Raw genomic sequence first — 14,076 nt, 5'->3', positions numbered from 1 at the left:
AAGCGGCGGGCAATGCGATCAAGGGCGTCTTATTCGAAATCCGGTGTGATCATGCGCTGGGCGCGCCATTGCTCCACAATCCGGTCGATGAAGCTGTTGTCTTCGATCTCCACAGACCAGCCATCAGTGAAGCAGGCGGTGAGGCTGCGCGGCACAGCGTCGACGGGAAGCGCGTCAAACCTGATCCGCGTCGGCATGGGCACGCCCTCGCCCACGGCAATCGCTTCACCGAGCCCCAGCGACGGCAGGCAGCTCAACAGACTGGTAGACGCATCGGGCACGGCGGCGCGCAAGGCTTCCTGATCCGCCTGATTGGCGAGGCGCATGGCGAAGATCGTGTTGCACTGGGAGAGGACTGTCGGATCCAGCTCCGTCGGCCGCTGCGATGCGATCCAGAGCGATACGCCGGTCTTGCGGCCTTCCTTGGCGATGCGCACAAGCGAACGCCGGGTCGGACCGAAGCCATCCTCGGGGTTGGCGGGCGCATAACGGTGCGCATCCTCGACAACTAGCGCAATCGGCGCGGCGCCATTGCTCCACAGACCAAATTCAAACGCAAGACGCGACACGACCGAGACAACCACCTGCACGACATCCGCCGGCAGGCCGCCAAGTTCGATGACGCTCACCGGCTGACCGTCGACGGGAATGCGGAAAAGCTCGCTCAGCATGTCTTTGAGCGTGTCCTGAACCGTCAGTCCGCCAAACATGAAGGAATATCTAGCATCCTGGCTGATCGCATGGACGCGGGCGCGCAGCCGCTTATAGGGCGCGCCCGTATGCCCGCTATCGAGACCGCCAAGCGACTTGTCGATCAGACCCAGTAACTCGGAAATGCGATACGGGATGGGCGTGTCGACCGTCACGGCTGTTCCGTCGGTGCGCAGGCGGCTGGTCCGGCCCGATCCGCCCATATTCATCCGCTTCGCAGCTGGCAGAAGGTCGGCGAGAATTTCGATTTCCTCGGTGTCGCGCGAACGGCCGGGATAAAGCACCTCAACAAGCTCGTCGAAGGTCAGCATCCAGTATGGCAGGTTGAAGCTCGTCGGATCGAACACGACGGCGCCGTCGCCAAAGCTTTTGGAATACTCATTGTGCGGATCGAGGATAACGATATGCGCATGGGGAAAGCGTTGAAGCACCGCGCGCAAGAGGAGCGCAACAGCGCAGGACTTGCCCGCGCCAGTCGTGCCGAGCACCGCGCAATGGCGCGAGAAGATTTCGTCCACATTGACGGTCGCCGGAATGGAGGCGTCCTGCTTGACGACGCCAACCCGCACGCTTGCCGCGCCATTGACGGCGAACAGGGCCGTCAACTCATCGCGCGTCGCCACATGAACATTATCGCCGAGGGTCGGATAAGCGGAAACGCCGCGGCGGAAGCGCGCCGGCGCATTGATGGTCGGTTTTGTAAACTCGCCGATCAGTTCAATTTCAATAATCCGCATATCTGGCACGGACGCATCGAGACTCGGCGCCGGATTGGTCATGGCCGACACAAGGCCGAGCACGATCGACGAGCCGGCGTCAACGCTCATGATGGCGCCGAGCTGCGGACGCGAGGAGCGGTCAGCGTCAGGCGTGTCTTCATCAAGCATGACGAGCGCATGGGAGCCCGTGACGGAAACGACGGTGCCGACGCGCGGCTTATCCTGAAACGCCATGTCAAAGGCTTCAGCTGTCGGCGCGGCGCCGCCCTTGCGGCTGAACGGCGATTTTTTGTTAGATCTATGCGGCGTCATGGTCACGCTCCGCAGGCTCTTCGGCGCTGCTTTCTTCTTGTTCTGGCGGGTCCGCATAAAGCGTATCGGCGGGCGGCAGGGAAATCCGCGCGAGCGTTCCCTGTCCCGGCCGGCTTTCAATGTGGAAGCGTCCGCCTTGCATTTCTACAAAGGTTTTCGCGACCGCGTAGCCAACGCCCGGCCCGAGAAATGACCGGTCGAGACCACGGTGAAGCTCCTTGAAGGCTTCAAGCGCTTCATAGAGATCTTCTTTCGTAAATCCGTCGCCTTCGTCGCGCACGGCGATTTCCGCCCAGCCCGATCCTGACCGCGAGGCGCGCACATAAATCTGCGATCCTTCATGGCTGAGTTTCACTGCCGCCTGAATCAAATGGTCCAGCGCCTGAGAGAAACGTTCGGCGTCGCCCCAGCCGAGGAGGTCGGCGCACTCGCCCTGGCGTTTGATCTCGATCCCCGCCGCTTCGGCGCGAACTCTGGCGCGCTCAATGGCTTCGTCGAGAAGAGACGTAAAATCAATTGGACCCTGATTAATTTCGACCCGGCCGCTTTCCAGCGCCGCGACTTCGATAAGCGTATTGATATGACCAAGAAGAAGGTCGGCGGATTGCAGGATATATTCCGAGTAAGACCGTTGCTGCTCGGCGCTGAGACCGTAATCCTCTCCGTCGCGCAACATGGTGGCGAAACCGATGATGGCGTTCAGCGGCGTCCTCAGTTCATGGTTCATATTGGCGAGGAATTCAGAGCGCGCCTTGATCGCAAGCTCCGCCTCAATTCGGGCAGCACGAATCTCGAGCTCCGCGCGGCGGCGGAACACCAATTCGCTCATACGAGCGCCATATTCGGCGAGCCTTGAGCCGGATGAAGTTGGTCGTGATGTGCGCGCGGGCATGTCCAGTTCCTCGCGCAAAGCCTAGCGGCGAAGCGCTAACGCGCCGTTAAGCATTCACACGCGAGAACATGGTTAAGAGAGCGTTAAACCCTTAAGCCTTTGCTGGCCCGGTTTCGGTGGACTGCGCATCCGCCTTGGGTTTTTCGGCCTTGGCCTTTTCCGCTTTATCCTTCGCCTTGTCGGGCTTTTGCTCCGTCGGCTTAGGAATATAGGCGAGCACCGTGTCGCCGATATCAGGCTTCAGGGGAACTTCCTGTGACGCAAACAGGATTTCACCCTTGCGGATGATCAGAATGATCTCGCTTTCGGCGCCCAAATCCTTCTTGTACTGTTCCGGCGGATATTCTTCGGACAGCTTTGTGCGTTGGAAAATCCAGCCGGAATAATGCCGCCGCACAAGTTCATCGAGCGCGACGCCGGAATGAAGGAACGTCCGCCCCTGCAGCGTATAGGAAAGCGCCTTGCGGTCTTCCTCGTCCTTGCCGCGGGCGTTTACCTGATAAATCGAAGAGCGCCCCATTTCGGGCGCCAGATCGGTGGCTACAAGCGCATTATGGGCTTCATTGCCGCCAAGCGCCAACAGATAACCGAAGCGATTGAGATCCACATGATGCTCCGTCACCTCGGAAAGTATCTCACCGTAATAGGTCGGCACATTTGCGAGACGCACAGGCCGCAGGCGCCGCCAACTGGCGTCAGCCACCGTCACGGGCACTTCCATTTCCTTCAACTTCGCAGCCAAGGCTGCAGAGAAAGGCGACGCGCCGACGATCAACACGCCGGGCCGTTCGCGCGAGGCAAGGCCCAGCGCCTTCGCCAGCGGCGAGATTGTAAAGCCATGAAGCACGACCGTGGCGAAGACCATCGCGAAGGCAAGCGCGATCAGCTTGTCGCCATCGAGATAACCAGCGGCGGTGAGCGAGGCGCCAAAAAAGCTTGAAACAGCGACGGCGACAATGCCGCGCGGCGCGATCCAACCGACAAGCAGACGCTCCTTCCAGGGCAGACCGGCGCCGATCGTTGAAAGAAACACGGTCAGGGGGCGAACCACCAACAACATCACGACCAGGAACCAGAAAGCGGACCAGTCCAGAGAGCGCACGGACTCCATGGTCAGATTCGCCGTCAGGATAATGAACACGCCCGATACCAGAACGATCGTGATGTTTTCCTTGAAGAGGCGCAGATCATTGATGCTGGCGATACGCGAATTCGCGAGCGTCACGCCCATGGCTGTGACGGAAAGCAGCCCGCCTTCCTCCTGTATGAGGTTGGCGAGCTCAAAACAGATCAGGACCAGCGCAAGCAGGATCGGCGGTTTAAGATATTCGGGCGCCCAGCCACGGCGAAAGGTTGTGGCCGTAAACCGCCCGAAAGCGAAGCCAAAACCAAGTGCTAGCGCCGACCCCAATATAAGAGAGCTGACAATGTCGACCGACGTGCCGCCATGGTCGCCAAGCATCAGAAATTCATAAACCAGCACAGCAAGGAGCGCGCCAAGAGGATCATTTATGATCCCCTCCCACTTAAGCAGTGTCGCCGGCCGCGGATTGAGTTTTGACTGGCGCAAGAGCGGAATGATCACTGTCGGACCGGTGACGACCATAATGCCGCCAAACAGCAACGCCGCCTGCCAGGTGAGCCCTGCAATGAGGTAGCCTGCGGCGGCGGCCAGAAACCATGCGATCGGCACACCCGGGAAGACAAGACGGCGGACGCCGCGCGTCAGCCCGCGCAACTCGGAGAAATTAAGCTGCAGCCCGCCTTCAAAAAGAATAACGGCGACTGCGACAGCGATGATCGGCCGGTAAAACTCGCCGAAAAGCGCCTCCATGGGCGGCGTTCCGGGCACCGCATCCGGCGCGGCGAAGATATTGAGGACAGGGCCGGCAATGATGCCCGCCAGCGCCATAAGCACAATCGCCGGCAGGTTGAATCGCCAAGCGAGCCACTGCGCGCCAATGCCAAGCGCGCCAATAATCGCAAAGGCGAGAACAAGATTTTCCATGCCGTCTCCCGTCTAGCTGACGCTAGCGGTTCTTGAACACCGGTTTGCGTTTTTCCGCAAAGGCCGCCATCCCTTCCTTCTGATCCTCAAACGCAAATACAGAATGGAAGACGCGGCGTTCAAAGCGCACGCCTTCTGTCAGTGTGGTTTCGTAAGCGCGGTTCACCGACTCCTTGGTGAGCATGGCGATCGGCCGGGAGAAACCGGCGATCTGTTTGGCGACCCGGATCGCCTCCTCGCGCAATTCCGACTTCGGCACGATGCGGCTGACAAGTCCGCAACGTTCGGCTTCCTCAGCGTCCATCATCCGGCCGGTCAGACACATTTCCATCGCCTTAGACTTGCCGATAAAGCGCGCCAGGCGCTGGGTGCCGCCGGCGCCCGGCATGGCGCCGATTGAAATTTCCGGCTGGCCGAATTTTGCGGTGTCGCCGGCGATAATGAAATCGCACATCAGCGCCAGCTCACACCCGCCGCCTAGGGCATAACCGTTGACCGCCGCAATCACCGGCTTTCGGGCGCGAGCGACCTCTTCCCAGTTGCCGGTAATGAAATCTTCCTTGAAGACTTCGATATAATCTTTCGACGCCATTTCCTTGATATCGGCGCCGGCGGCGAACGCTTTTTCCGATCCGGTCAGCACCATGCAGCCAATAGCGTCATCGGCTTCGAATGCTTTCACCGCTTCCGTCAGCTCATCCATCAATTTGCGATTGAAGGCGTTGAGCGCATCCGGGCGGTTGAGCGTGATAATGCCAACTGCGCCATCAGTTTCAGTCAATATACATTCATACGGCATGATTTTATCCTGAATTGAAGTTTCTAAGCGCCAAGGCCGATCAGTTTGACCAGCTCTTCGCGCGCTTTCTGATCGGTGCGGAAAACGCCCATCATCCGGCTCGTTGTCATGGAAACGCCCGGCGTGTTGACGCCCCGCGCCGTCATGCAGGCATGGCTCGCCTCGATCACAACGGCCACGCCCTGCGGCTCCAGAACCTTCTGGATGCAATCGGCGATTTCCGCGGTCAGTCGCTCCTGCACTTGCAGCCGGCGCGCATAAGCCTTCACCACGCGGGCGAGCTTCGAAATGCCCACCACCTTGTCGGTCGGCAAATACGCCACATGCGCCTTGCCATGAATGGGCGCCATATGATGTTCGCAATGAGAGTGAAACGGTATGTCCTTCAACAGGACAATTTCATCATAGCCGCCGACTTGCTCAAAGGTGCGCTTGAGATAGGTCTCCGGGCACTCATCGTACCCTTGAAAATATTCAAGATAGGCGTCGACGACGCGGCGCGGCGTGTCTTTCAGGCCCTCGCGCTTCGGGTCGTCTCCGATCCAGCGGATAAGCTCGCGCACAGCCTCCAGCGCACGTTCGCGCTCCTCCTCTGTTCTCTCTCGCGGTGCTTCCGCCATCTTTCCTCCTATCGCTCGCCAAGGGCGACGACATCGCGCTGAGCGGCGCCATTATAATTCGACAACGGCCGGATCAGCTTGTTGTTGGCGAGCTGCTCCATAACATGGGCGGTCCATCCGGTGATACGGCTCACGACAAAAATCGGCGTGAACATGGGGATCTCAAAGCCCATAAGATAATAGGCAGGACCGGCGGGGAAATCGAGATTCGGATAGATCCCTTTTTCAGCCACCATGGTCTCATCGAGAATACGGCTCATCTCCCAATAGTTTTTAGCCTCAACAGTTCCAATCACGTCGACCATTTTTTTATAGGCTTCGGTCATGGTGGGCACCCGGCTGTCGCCGGAGCGATAGACCCTGTGGCCAAAGCCCATGATCTTTTTCTTGGTGGCCAGCGCGTCCAGCATCCATTCCCGGGCGGCTTCCGGCGAGCCGACCTCTTTCAGCATATGCATCACGGCCTCGTTCGCGCCGCCATGGAGCGGCCCTTTGAGCGACCCGATGGCGCCGGTGACCGCCGAATAAATGTCCGACGTCGAAGAAGCGATGGTCCGGGCCGTAAAAGTCGAGGCGTTGAAGGAATGCTCGGCGTAAAGCGTCATCGAAATGTCAAAGCATTTGATGATCTCCGGCGCGGGAACCTCACCGAAACACATGTGAAAGAAGTTTTCAGAGAAAGCGAGATCCTTTGTCGTCGGGATTGGCGCCTTGCCATTGCGCAGGCGGAAATCCGCCGCGACGATTTCAGGAATGCGCGCATACATGCGAATGGATTTTTCCATCAACCCTTCCGGCGAGGAGTCTTCGGTCGTGTCGTCTTCCTGACCGAGAAAGGACACCGCCGTTCTGAGCGTATCCATGGGGTGCGCTTTTTTGTTGAACTTCTCCATGACGGAAAGAAGGTCTTTGGAAATGCCGCGCTCCGCTTTTTCGGCCGCGTTGAAGGCGCCGAGTTGCGCTTTGTTTGGAAGTTCGCCATTCCAGATGAGATAGGCGACTTCCTCGAACCGGCATTGCGTGGCGAGATCTTGCACCTTGTATCCGCGATAGGTGAGCGAATTGATCTCCGGCATCACTTTCGAGATCGCTGTGTCGTCCGCCAATACCCCCGCAAGGCCGTATTTCACTTCTGCATTTGTCATGTTCTTTTTCTCCTACCTTGCCTTTTTCATACTGTATGCGCGATCAACTCTGGCGACGCGCACATCATAAGTTTCGTACCACTCATTGCGGCCACGACGTTGCGCCTCCTGGTGATCGACCTGCTTCTTCCAGCTCGCAATTGCTTCTTCGGAATCCCAATAGGAAATTGTGAGCCCGAGCCCGCTCTCGCCGCGCGCTGACTCGATACCGAGATAGCCAGGCATTGTCTTCGCCAGCGTCTCCATATACTCGGCGGTCTTTGCATATTCTTCACCGTCGGCCGGCTTTCGCTGGCTCGAAAAAATCACGGCGTAATAGGGAGGCGTCAAAGCGCGCAAATTGGTCATGATTGCGCGATCTTATGCATCAAATTCAATAATAAAAAAAGCCCGGATTCACCGGGCTTTTAGGGTCAGATAAACGTTCTCGACTAGATTTCAGCAAGCGAGAATTCCCAATAGCCTTACTGCATCTTAGTGCCGACAGTGCTCTTGTTGTTTTGAAGGCTATTCACCGCCCGGGTAGCCGTAGTCATGTTCTGCCGCCACTCTTCCGCTGTTCGGCAATCCCTTGATTTGCCTAAACGGGTGCTCGTTTTTTTCACTGTTTTGCAAATGATCTCGTTAGGGTCATAGTCAGCGTCTGAAACCGCCTTCTCCTGACCGTCAACTTCAACGATAGCCTCGTCGACAGCCGCACGCCGCTCTGCGAGCGACATTTTTTCTGTTGAACCGGTCGTCGCACAACCGGCGGAAAACAACATAACTGTAACCGACGTTAGAAAAATTTGGGTATAGGTTTTCATTTCGCGCCTCCATATCCAGCCATCTCTAATTCCAAAAAAAGCACTTGGCTGCATTGGCCAAGACTATAAGCGCGCGCGCCCCGCCTGCAAGCCCGCCAGGCAAGATCTCACCACGGATGAAAGAGCAAAAATGGCGTAAAACTGCTTTTTTCAGTATAGCTCACAGTAAGAGTGATTTTTTTTAGCGTCATTCCAAGGGCGTATCTCCGACCTGGAAATTATAGATGGATTCATCGAATTTGTTATAATCATGGTAGCGCAGAAGGTCATAAAGGTCGCGGCGATGCTGCATCTGATCGAGAATGCCGTTCTGATCACCGTCCTTCAAAATTGCATCAAGACCGCGGTCACAAGCGCCCATTGCCAGACGCAACGTCGTCACCGGATAGATCACAACATTGAAGCCCAAGGCTTCCAGTTCCTTTTTGTTCAGAAGACGGCTTTTGCCGAACTCGGTCATGTTCGCGAGGATCGGCACATCAATGGCTTTGCGCACCGCTTCGAATTCCTGTTCGGATTTCATGGCCTCCGGAAAGATCATATCGGCGCCGGCGTCCACATAGGCTTTCATGCGATCGATAGACGCTTCCAGCCCCTCCACTGCGCGCGCATCGGAGCGCGCAATCAACACAAAATTCGGATCGCGTTTGGCTTCCGCCGCCGCCTTGACGCGCTGGACCATAATTTCAGTTGAGACAATTTCCTTGCCGTCGAGATGGCCGCAGCGTTTCGGCATGACCTGATCTTCAATATGGCAACCGGAAAGCCCCGCCTCCTCCATCATCATCACCGTGCGCGCCGCCGCCATGGGCTCGCCAAAGCCGGTATCGATGTCGATAAACGACGGAAGGTCCGTCACCCTTGAAATCTGCCGCCCGCGCTCCACAAACTCCGTCATGGTGGCGATGCCAATGTCAGGCAGGCAAAGATCGGCCGCCATCACCGCGCCGGAGATATAGACGCCGTCAAAGCCTTTCTGCTCGATCATTTGTGCGCAAAGCGGATTGAACGCGCCCGGAAACTGTAACAGTTTTCCTGACGCTAGGCCCTTGCGGAAATCAGCGCGTTTTTCAGCGGCGGATTTTTTCGTGAATAGCATTTAAACCTCTGTCTTTCTGTCGCTTGCGCCCGGTCAGACCATACTCCGCCAGCAAGAATGCTTCCGGCTAATGTTCACTTCGGCGAGACGCTCGTCATATCTCGTTATTTTTAACGCGGCTCATTGCTGTTCACGAGCAGGCCAGCCCTCAGGCGGCGCGCTGGCGCTGGCGACTTCCCGATAAACTTTCCAGCCCTGGCCATCATTCCGGAAAACGAGCAGATAGGAATCGCGCAGCATCATTTCATCGCCAGTTTCCGGATTCACATAAGTGACAACCGATGATCCGCGCTCAAATGCCCATTCCGCGTTCACAATTTTCGTCTCAAAAGGCGTAATCTTGATCTCCGCCTGTTGCGGAAATGGAGCGCCTGCTGCGAGTTGCTGCATTGCTTTCCAGTCGGCGGCGCCGGGCTGGATGATGACCGCTTCGGGCGAAACAAGAGCGCCAAGCGCGGCCAGATCGCCGCTGGCGACGGCCTGTTCAAACTGGCTGCGCAACAGGTCTATTTCATCAATTGCCGCCTTCGCATCGAAAGACGGCGCCGTCTCCTTATCTGCGCACGACGCAGACAAAATCAATAACGCCCCAAGCAGGATTATTCTCAATGACATTATTTCGCTCCCCTCAGGATGTGCATTTTCCCATCAAGCGCCGCACCCATGGCCTGCCCCAACGCCATCAACCCGCTCGCCGGGCGGATCATCACTTCGAACTCGGAGATGAGGCCGTTTTCATCGAACCTGATGAAATCGGCGCCTTTGAGCTGTTTGCCGCCCACATGGGCGCTGAATTCGAGCGCAACGCTCATGCCGTCTTCACTGACAAATTGGCGGTGATAGGTGAAATCCTGAAACACTTTGATCACCGTCGACAGGACCAGCGTCAACGCTTCACGTCCGTGATACGGCGTATGCGCCACCGGCGAACGGAACAAAACGTCTTCGCGGGCGATCTCACCAACTTTTGAAAGGTCGCGCGAAGCGGCCATCTCATGCCAGCGTTTTAATGCGTCTTGCGGTGTCATCAGCTTCCCATGCAGAAGAAGTTGAGCTTGTTGCCGTCAGGGTCGCGCACATAGCCGCAAGAGCAGAGCCCATCCAGCCGGGGGCCTGGTTCGCCTTCGTCAGTCGCGCCCAGCGAAATCGCTTTTTCATAAAGCGCTTTCACCTGCGCCGGATCCTTCGCGGCGAAGGCGACCATGGTCCCGTTGCCACCGGCAGCGGCGGCGCCGTCCCATGGCTTGCAAATGCCGAACATCGGATTGCCCGGCTCCCGGCCCCAGAAGACCGCGCCGCCATCAGGCCGGACCATCAACTCCTTGGCGCCGAGATCAGCGAGCAATTCCCCGTAAAACGCACGGGCTTTGTCAAAATCGTTTGATCCGACCATTGAATAAGCAAGCATGTGGGCCTCCGAGCTAGAAAATACCTTTCGCAGGATTTTCGACCAGATAGCCTTTCGGCGCCACCGGATTGAGCAGTTTCACCTGATCGGCGGACAGGTTCGGCAATTGCTGAACGAGGTCGAGAAAGCGTTCGCTTTCGCCGGCTTCCAGAATATCGTCCGTAAGCATCTTGAATTTCCTGATATACTCTGCGCGGCCAAAGGGGCGCGCGCCGAATGGGTGCGCATTGGCGATGCCGAGTTCATCCACCAGCTCCGAACCGTCTTCAAACGTCACGACGACTTTCGCGCCGAATGCCTTTTCGTTCGGGTCTTGAGAATGGTAACGGCGGGTCCATTCCGGATCTTCCGTCGTCGAAATCTTGTGCCAGAGTTTTACAGTGTCCGGGCGCTGCGCGCGCTCCGGCGCATAGGAACGGACATGGTGCCACTCGCCGTCCTGAAGCGCCACAGCGAAAATATACATGATCGAGTGATCGAGCGTTTCACGAGACGCGTTCGGATCCATCTTCTGCGGATCACCGGCGCCGGTGCCGATCACGTAATGGGTGTGATGCGACGTATGCAGAACAATCGACTTCACCTTGTCGAAGCCGCCGCGCTTTTCGATTTCCTTACCCATGCGGAAGGCGAGATCGATCAGCGCCTGGGACTGATACTCAGCCGAATGCTCCTTGGTGTAAGTTTCAAGAATCGCGCGCTTCGCCTCGCCCTTGCCCGGCAGCGGCACATGATAGGTCGGCTCATAGGGGCTTTCGCCCTTATCGCGCGCGGTGCGGCCATTGAGGATGAAGGAAATAACGGAATCTTCGCCTTCATAGATCGGCGACGGCGCGCCTTCGCCGCGCATGCAACGGTCCACCGCTTCAATGGCGAGTTTGCCCGCATAAGCTGGCGCGAACGCCTTCCATGAAGAAATCTCGCCCTTGCGCGACTGGCGCGTCGTCACTGTGGTGTGCAGGCCCTGTTGCACCGACTGATAGATGACTTCCGTATCAAGCCCGAGGAGCGTTCCGACCGCTGCGGAGGCTGACGGACCGATATGAGCGATATGGTCGATCTTGTGCTCATGAAGACAAATGGATTTGACGAGGTTTACCTGAATTTCATAGCCGGTGGCGATGCCGCGAATGAGCGCCCTGCCGTCTTTGCCGCATTGCTGGGCCACAGCAAGTGTCGGCGGAATGTTGTCGCCCGGATGCGAATAATCGGCGGCGAGAAACGTGTCGTGATAATCAAGTTCACGCACCGCCGTGCCGTTCGCCCAAGCGGCCCATTCAGCACAAACCGTATGCTCCGCAGGCAAGCCGAAAAGCGTGGCGCCGCCCGGGCGCATATGGGTGTTGGCCATGGCGCGCGCTGACTTGATCGGGCCGCGGTTGAGAGAGGCGATGGCGACCGACGCATTGTCGATGATGCGGTTGATGATCATGTCGGTCGCTTCAGCGTCGACTTCCACCGGGTCGGCGGCGACGGCGGCGATTTTCCAGGCGAGCTGGTCTTCGCGCTTCAGATTGTCTTTGGAGCGATGGGCGCGAACGTCATGGATTTCCATGAATAACCTCTTTGATTCTGGACTGGGGGCGCGGGGCTCCGGCGCCCGATAATGGCTGGCCGCTATCTGCGCCGCCTGCGACAAGCTGTCAAAGGATCGAGGCTGTGGAAAAAGGCGGCATAACGCCTCTGGAAAACTTTTCTCAGAAAAACAGTAACTTAACCGCCATCGCGGCCAGCGCCAGATAGAAGATCTTTTTGATCAGCGCCTCGCCTTTCGCCACAGCGGCGTTCGCGCCAAGCCAGCCGCCGACCGCGTAGCCGGCGGCGAGCGCGATTCCCAGCGCCCACTCGATTTTCACCTGGCTCGCAAAGACCGCGAGCGAGACGATCGAAAACACCAGCGCCACAAAAACCTTGTGCATATTGGCGCGGACAAGATCGAGCCCCATGACGCGGTTGAGAATAGGCAACTGAATGAGGCCCACCCCGATCTGAATAAAGCCGCCCCAGAACCCGGCGCCGACAAACAGAAGATGACCGAGCAACAAATTCTTGGCTTTACCCCCGGCCTCCACTGGCTTTTGCCCCGCGCCCGTCATCATGATGACCATGACGGCGACCATGATCAGGGCGAGCGTACGTTCAAACCAGACGCCTTCCAGCTTCACGCCCACATTCGCGCCGAAGAAAGCGCCGACGGCGGCGCAGGCCGCAAGCGATGCGCTGAGTTTGAAATCTGAAAATCCCTTACGGAAGAAACCTGTCACGGCCGCAATGTTCTGCGCGATGATGCCAATGCGGTTGGTGCCGTTGGCGACCGGCCCCGGCATGCCGAGAAACACCATCACCGGCACAGCGAGGATGGAGCCGCCGCCGGCAAGCACATTGATCCAGCCCGAGGCGACCCCGGCGGCGAAGAGCAATGCAGTTTTCCAGACGTCAATTTCCATGAACCGGCCTTAGCGCTTTCATCGGGCGAGCGCTATAGACCTTTTCGGGCTTTACTGCTTGGCGCGTTGTCCGGTCGCAATCCCCCATGCATCGAAAGGGTTTGATGCGGAAGGATCGAAAATCACCCTTGTGGAATCCTGTACGCCATAGTGAAAGCCTTCTCCGGTGACGCCATGATCGCCGGCGGCGTTCAGCACCCAGAAATTCGCCAACTCTTCGCCCGCAAATGACTGACCCAATGTAAAAGGCGCGGTGTCGCCGTGAATGAGCAGCGTTGGTCCGCCAAAAGTTTCTGCGGCCTTTCGCAACGCCAACCGAAGGGCAACAAACGCATCACAGGTTTCATCGAGGCTAGCCACAGCGCCGTTACAGGGAACACCCAGATTTTCAGGGTTTACGTCGCTCATGTCCGCATGCATCGCGATGACGAGCGCTTTGGCCTTTTCGCTCTTCGCCGCGATGGAAGCCGCTGTGATCCAGTTGACTGCGTCACGTTCTCTCGCATCGGCGAGCGGTCCTGCTTCATCCGGATCATCGCCCGCAACGGCGCGGCGGCCATTGCCTGTCCCGACCACATGAACCGTCACGAAACGCACACCCTCGTAACGCCACATCACATTTCCCGGTGCGTCCGGCTGCATCCTCACAGACATTGCTTCTGGCGCATCAACCGGTTCTTCAAAGAATAGTTCTTTAAGGCGCGCCAGACGCTGTAATTCCGATTGCGGCTTGCCAGTGGCGGGATCAACAAAGCGGTCGCAATCCGTCCACTCATTATCGCCGGGCGTATAAAACACCGGGATCGGCGCGAGCTTTTCGATGAGTGCATTTTGCGTATCATCTTCCTGCGCCGTGCACGGCGCGCCGCCGCTCTTGTAATCGCCGACATGGATGACGAAGGGATAGCCGCCCTGTTGGATGGCAGGAACGATCTTATTGTCAAACACGTCCCGGTCATCGTCATTATAGGGAATGTCGCCGATCACCGCGAAAGAGAATGGCTCCGCAGATGGCGCCGTTTCCTTCGGCGTAGTTGTACATGCCACCAATGTTACAAAAAAGCTGGCCGCCGCAATAGCGCGTAAAGTCATCATGCCCTGCCCCCAGTT

Annotated in this window: 15 protein-coding genes; all 15 read right to left on the bottom strand. The window is 57.7% G+C overall.

The features are described 5' to 3' along the window. Positions 1 to 29: 29 nt before the first annotated feature. Complete coding sequence (locus tag ACFOOP_RS13045; RefSeq protein WP_379881452.1) at positions 30 to 1,742, bottom strand: ATP-binding protein; 1,713 nt, start codon at positions 1,740 to 1,742, stop codon at positions 30 to 32. Beyond that, positions 1,729 to 2,571, bottom strand: a complete 843-nt coding sequence (locus ACFOOP_RS13040) for a sensor histidine kinase (protein ID WP_379881450.1) — start codon at positions 2,569 to 2,571, stop codon at positions 1,729 to 1,731. The genes ACFOOP_RS13045 and ACFOOP_RS13040 overlap by 14 nt, the downstream gene beginning before the upstream one ends. A gap of 154 nt (positions 2,572 to 2,725) precedes the next feature. Further along, the gene (locus ACFOOP_RS13035) at positions 2,726 to 4,642 is read right to left on the bottom strand and encodes a cation:proton antiporter (protein WP_379881449.1); all 1,917 of its coding nucleotides are present in this window, start codon (positions 4,640 to 4,642) and stop codon (positions 2,726 to 2,728) included. Between the two features lie 22 nt (positions 4,643 to 4,664). Continuing rightward, positions 4,665 to 5,441 (bottom strand): enoyl-CoA hydratase, encoded by a 777-nt coding sequence (locus tag ACFOOP_RS13030; protein WP_379881448.1) that lies wholly within the window; start codon positions 5,439 to 5,441, stop codon positions 4,665 to 4,667. 23 nt (positions 5,442 to 5,464) lie between these two features. Then, positions 5,465 to 6,061, bottom strand: coding sequence for a GTP cyclohydrolase I FolE (folE, locus tag ACFOOP_RS13025; protein ID WP_379881446.1), 597 nt, complete (start codon positions 6,059 to 6,061; stop codon positions 5,465 to 5,467). 8 nt (positions 6,062 to 6,069) lie between these two features. Next, positions 6,070 to 7,206 (bottom strand): bifunctional 2-methylcitrate synthase/citrate synthase, encoded by a 1,137-nt coding sequence (locus ACFOOP_RS13020; RefSeq protein WP_379881444.1) that lies wholly within the window; start codon positions 7,204 to 7,206, stop codon positions 6,070 to 6,072. 12 nt (positions 7,207 to 7,218) lie between these two features. Further along, entirely contained in the window at positions 7,219 to 7,554 is a 336-nt protein-coding gene (locus ACFOOP_RS13015) for an antibiotic biosynthesis monooxygenase family protein (protein ID WP_379881442.1), read from the bottom strand. 116 nt (positions 7,555 to 7,670) lie between these two features. Further along, positions 7,671 to 8,012 carry a hypothetical protein gene (locus ACFOOP_RS13010; RefSeq protein ID WP_379881441.1) on the bottom strand — a complete coding sequence of 114 codons (342 nt, stop codon included), beginning with the start codon at positions 8,010 to 8,012 and terminating at the stop codon, positions 7,671 to 7,673. A 187-nt stretch (positions 8,013 to 8,199) separates the two neighbouring features. Beyond that, the gene (prpB, locus tag ACFOOP_RS13005) at positions 8,200 to 9,111 is read right to left on the bottom strand and encodes a methylisocitrate lyase (protein ID WP_379881439.1); all 912 of its coding nucleotides are present in this window, start codon (positions 9,109 to 9,111) and stop codon (positions 8,200 to 8,202) included. A gap of 120 nt (positions 9,112 to 9,231) precedes the next feature. Continuing rightward, positions 9,232 to 9,726 (bottom strand): YybH family protein, encoded by a 495-nt coding sequence (locus tag ACFOOP_RS13000; protein ID WP_379881438.1) that lies wholly within the window; start codon positions 9,724 to 9,726, stop codon positions 9,232 to 9,234. Further along, the gene (locus ACFOOP_RS12995) at positions 9,726 to 10,139 is read right to left on the bottom strand and encodes a nuclear transport factor 2 family protein (RefSeq protein WP_379881436.1); all 414 of its coding nucleotides are present in this window, start codon (positions 10,137 to 10,139) and stop codon (positions 9,726 to 9,728) included. Before ACFOOP_RS12995 ends, ACFOOP_RS13000 begins: the two co-directional genes overlap by 1 nt. Continuing rightward, the gene (locus ACFOOP_RS12990) at positions 10,139 to 10,519 is read right to left on the bottom strand and encodes a VOC family protein (RefSeq protein WP_379881434.1); all 381 of its coding nucleotides are present in this window, start codon (positions 10,517 to 10,519) and stop codon (positions 10,139 to 10,141) included. The genes ACFOOP_RS12995 and ACFOOP_RS12990 overlap by 1 nt, the downstream gene beginning before the upstream one ends. A 13-nt stretch (positions 10,520 to 10,532) precedes the next feature. Further along, positions 10,533 to 12,074 (bottom strand): MmgE/PrpD family protein, encoded by a 1,542-nt coding sequence (locus tag ACFOOP_RS12985; protein ID WP_379881433.1) that lies wholly within the window; start codon positions 12,072 to 12,074, stop codon positions 10,533 to 10,535. A gap of 142 nt (positions 12,075 to 12,216) precedes the next feature. After that, positions 12,217 to 12,966 (bottom strand): sulfite exporter TauE/SafE family protein, encoded by a 750-nt coding sequence (locus ACFOOP_RS12980; protein ID WP_379881431.1) that lies wholly within the window; start codon positions 12,964 to 12,966, stop codon positions 12,217 to 12,219. A gap of 51 nt (positions 12,967 to 13,017) precedes the next feature. Continuing rightward, on the bottom strand, positions 13,018 to 14,061 hold the full coding sequence (locus ACFOOP_RS12975; protein ID WP_379881429.1) for a metallophosphoesterase family protein: 1,044 nt from the start codon (positions 14,059 to 14,061) through the stop codon (positions 13,018 to 13,020). Positions 14,062 to 14,076 lie beyond the last annotated feature (15 nt).

The sequence above is a fragment of the Hyphococcus aureus genome (genome assembly GCF_042643165.1).
GTDB lineage: Bacteria > Pseudomonadota > Alphaproteobacteria > Caulobacterales > Parvularculaceae > Hyphococcus > Hyphococcus aureus.
This window is presented reverse-complemented; position numbering and strand designations above follow the sequence as displayed.